The organism is Roseibium sediminis (assembly GCF_008711325.1).
In the GTDB taxonomy this organism is placed as follows: Bacteria; Pseudomonadota; Alphaproteobacteria; order Rhizobiales; family Stappiaceae; genus Roseibium; species Roseibium sediminis.
This window is the reverse complement of the sequence record NZ_VXDB01000062.1, coordinates 1-3,238: the sequence shown is the minus strand read 5'-3', so window position 1 is coordinate 3,238 and position 3,238 is coordinate 1. Positions and strand designations below refer to the sequence as shown.

Genomic DNA, 3,238 nt, shown 5'->3' with positions numbered 1-3,238 from the left:
ATCACTCCCTTACGCAATCAAACCAATTTGTCCATTAGCCGCTGACGGGGAACAATTAGCCACTATCAGCATCGGCATCGATATGTCGGCGGTCTACAACAAAAAAAATCAGGCTCAGATGGTTGCAGACGAGGCCGCTCTCTTCGTAGTCAACAAATACAAAAGTTACACCGGACAAAAAATCTCCAAGGTGAAAGCCCTGAAATTGGCAAATGCCGATGCGGAAGTGTACATCAAGCAGCGTGGAGCTATATTAAAAGGAAAGATCCTTAATACTACGGTCAACATCAACTTTGCGGACTCGGACAGAAATACCATCAAGGCGAACGCCAGTATTACCGGTCAACACAGCTCATTGATGACCGAGGCCGTCGGACTTAGCAAGTCAATCGACTACAAGGTAGAATCAACCGCTCAAGTCTCCTTTGCCGCCGGGAAACACGAGTTCATCTTTTTAATCGATGTGTCCCCGTCAATGGGTATTGGCGCAAGTGACAAAGATCGAAAACTCATGATCAACACCGTGGGTTTTCACTGGATAAAGGGTGCAAAAGGCTGTCAATTTGCCTGCCATGAAAATTTGGATGTCGACAGTCGCTCTTGCGGAAGAGATTGGAGCCCAACTTCGAATTAATGTTGTACGCAACGCAATCAAATCCCTTGTTACCCAGATTGAGGAAAATCTGGACAACATCGAGGTCAAGACAGCCCTCTATACCTTTTCAAATCACATTCACACAAAGACCGGCCTTATGGATGGCATTGACAAGTTCAAGTCGCGTGCAACCAACATTCGAATTCACAGAGAACTGTACCGGGGTGGAGGCACAAACTTCTACGGAGTCTTCACCGAGTTTTCCCAGATCATGAATAATCTGAAACCGAAGAACGGCGTCAAACAACACGTCATCATCCTTTCCGATGCCGTGTCTCACCACAATGTCAAAAGCGGCCTAACGGACCACATATGGGGCCAAACGTCCAATTACAGATACTACAAGGCCTCGTTTAACCCGATCTGGTGTGACCCGTTCAAGAATGTCCCGGACAGGACAGTCTACGGTTTCTGGGTAGATCCCGAGTACAGCGGATCACAATATGAAAGAGCGATGAAAGAGTGCGCTTCCTCGCCGGCGGAATTCTTCCGGGCCAATTCCGAGGCGGAAATCAACAAGGCGTTTAAGGATCTCTTGAACTCCATTCTCCAGTCGGTTTACCTCTCGAACTGAGAGCTGAAGACGGAAAGAAGGCTTCTTGGTAGCGGTCAAACACAGCGAGGGTTTCAGGCGTTAATTGCGAAAGATCAAGGGGAGCGGTAGTAGGGTAATCATCCCATTTTCAGTAGGTTTCAAAACTGGACTTCAGGCCGCCAATTTCAGTTTCATTGCGGGTGTAATTCCGCCGATGGCCATGTTGGGCCGCTCATTGTTGTATGTCCATAGCCAGCGCGTGGCGTCATCCTTTGCCTCCTCAATCGTTTCGAATATGAAAATGCGCGACCGGGCTCGGTACCAGTTTGCAGGTTCTCCTCGGCATTCCTTTGCTCGATGCGCCGAGCAGGGCGCAAAGCGCCCATACTCCTTTTTCCGCTAAGCCATATACGTTGAGCCTCCGGCCACCCCCTTGGGATCCTCGGTGACCACAACATCAATGCACACTAACTGTGCGACTTCCCCAGCCGCCGCTGAGTTTTTTGCGCGGACGCGATGCACTTCACCTCTGCCCCGGTAAAATCAAATTTCCGGAACAGGTCCCAAACCACATATTCACTGAGGACCAGGGTTGCCACAGCCTCTATTTCCGCTGGCTCCCAATCGTCTCCGTAATGGTCGTGAGCGCTGCTCTGACAATGGCCGACCTGCTTCTTTTGCACGGCATCGGACAAGGCGGTGTTTCTCTGGCTGCCAATGACGAAATGGCGAAGCTGGTGGAACACCGTATCCGTGACGCCTGCCCCCTTGAACAATCTGCCCAGCCTTTTCTGGGCGGTGTCGCCCGGGTCGACAATTCCGGGAAGATGAAGGCTTTCAAATACCCAGCCGGTTTTCTTGGAACGGACAAAGTCGATGAATCCCATCTCTTCCAGAAACTCGTGCAAGACAAAGCTCCCGGTCGACTCGTCGTTCTTGATCGGAGCTACCTTCAGCTGGCCGTCCTCCTGGTAGAGCCGATCAACCTTGATCATCCAGTGCCCCCCTCGCCTCTCAAGGTTCTCCGCACGCATGTAGGCAAGCAGGCTTATGCGCCTTCCTGTCAGCGCGCCGAGCAACGGCAGGATTGCCTGCACCAACCGTTCGTCCTTTTGGCCTGCCTTGAACATTTCATTGATCCGGTCGGGCTTGGCCTTGGAACGGCTCTGGCTGCGCGGCGTGTGTTTGGGGAGCGAAAACCGGAAGTTGTCCATCCGGAACGGAATGCTCTGCTCGTCGCAGTAAAAGCGAATGGCAGTCCGAAGGACACCAAGGGTCTTGTCGACAAGTGTCTTTTCACCGATAGGCATTTCGCTTGGTGCAACCTGATCCTGTCCCTCTCCGTTCGCCTTGAGAACGCCTTCAAGATTGTCGGCATTCCATGAACCCGCCTTGGCAACCTGGGACGGGAGATAGGAGATGCGGTACCCGAAAGTCCTGAGAACCGAGCCGGTGATGTCACGGACGTCCATGTCTCCCATGAGGGTCACAAACATCTTCTCCCTTGTCCGCAGGTTCTGAATGTTCGGGTCATTCTTTCCCTTGCGGTGCTCCAGATCCCGAGCATAAAGATCGATCGCGGCGGAGATGGGGTGCCTGTCGGTCTTGTCAGGCGCCTTCGGCTCGTTGAGTGGAGAAGCCGTGAAGCCAGTGGGCACCGCCCGGTCCGCACTCTCTTGCGGCTCTGGTAGCTGAGGCGCCGGTTCTGGGGCAGAGGCCGGAATGCCGGCGAGCAGGTTTCTGATGTCCTCCCGATAGAATGCGGCATCGTAAATGCGTTCCATCTCATGACCGATCTGATCGTAGAGAGGCGAGCTTTCTTCCCGCGCGGACTGCAGCATCATCATTCCCCTCAAGGGGATATGTGCGGCCTTCTCTTTCAGGGATCTTGAAGGAAGAGGCCGCCGGAGCAGTTCGGTCGCATTTCTGAAGACCTCCATGAGCGAATCCGGCAAGAGCGGCGCGGTGCGGTTTTCTCCCCTCTCCTGATCGCAAAGGAGCGCATAGTCATTGAAGGCGGCGTCCATCCTCTCCATCAGTTCTTTTCG

General features: G+C 53.1%; 2 protein-coding genes and 2 pseudogenes. 2 read left to right on the top strand and 2 right to left on the bottom strand.

Annotation, left to right across the window (positions count from 1 at the left end; genetic code table 11):
* Together F0155_RS23520 and F0155_RS22975 are read left to right on the top strand one after the other, a co-directional pair.
* Nucleotides 1–634, top strand: a pseudogene (locus tag F0155_RS23520) (hypothetical protein); the annotation flags it as partial.
* Nucleotides 585–1,229 (top strand): vWA domain-containing protein, encoded by a 645-nt coding sequence (locus tag F0155_RS22975; RefSeq protein ID WP_161599887.1) that lies wholly within the window; start codon nt 585–587, stop codon nt 1,227–1,229. The pseudogene F0155_RS23520 and the gene F0155_RS22975, both read left to right, overlap by 50 nt.
* Before the next feature lie 132 nt (nt 1,230–1,361).
* Here F0155_RS22975 and F0155_RS22970 read toward each other — a convergent pair.
* A pseudogene (locus tag F0155_RS22970) lies at nt 1,362–1,487 on the bottom strand (IS3 family transposase); the annotation flags it as partial.
* Between the two features lie 170 nt (nt 1,488–1,657).
* On the bottom strand, nt 1,658–3,238 hold a 1,581-nt coding region (locus tag F0155_RS22965; RefSeq protein ID WP_204934611.1), incomplete at its 5' end, for a site-specific integrase.

What these genes read in the sequence shown, in the direction of transcription:
- F0155_RS22975 (WP_161599887.1), top strand. Translation starts at nt 585, where the DNA reads ATGTCGACAGTCGCTCTTGCGGAAGAGATTGGAGCCCAACTTCGAATT.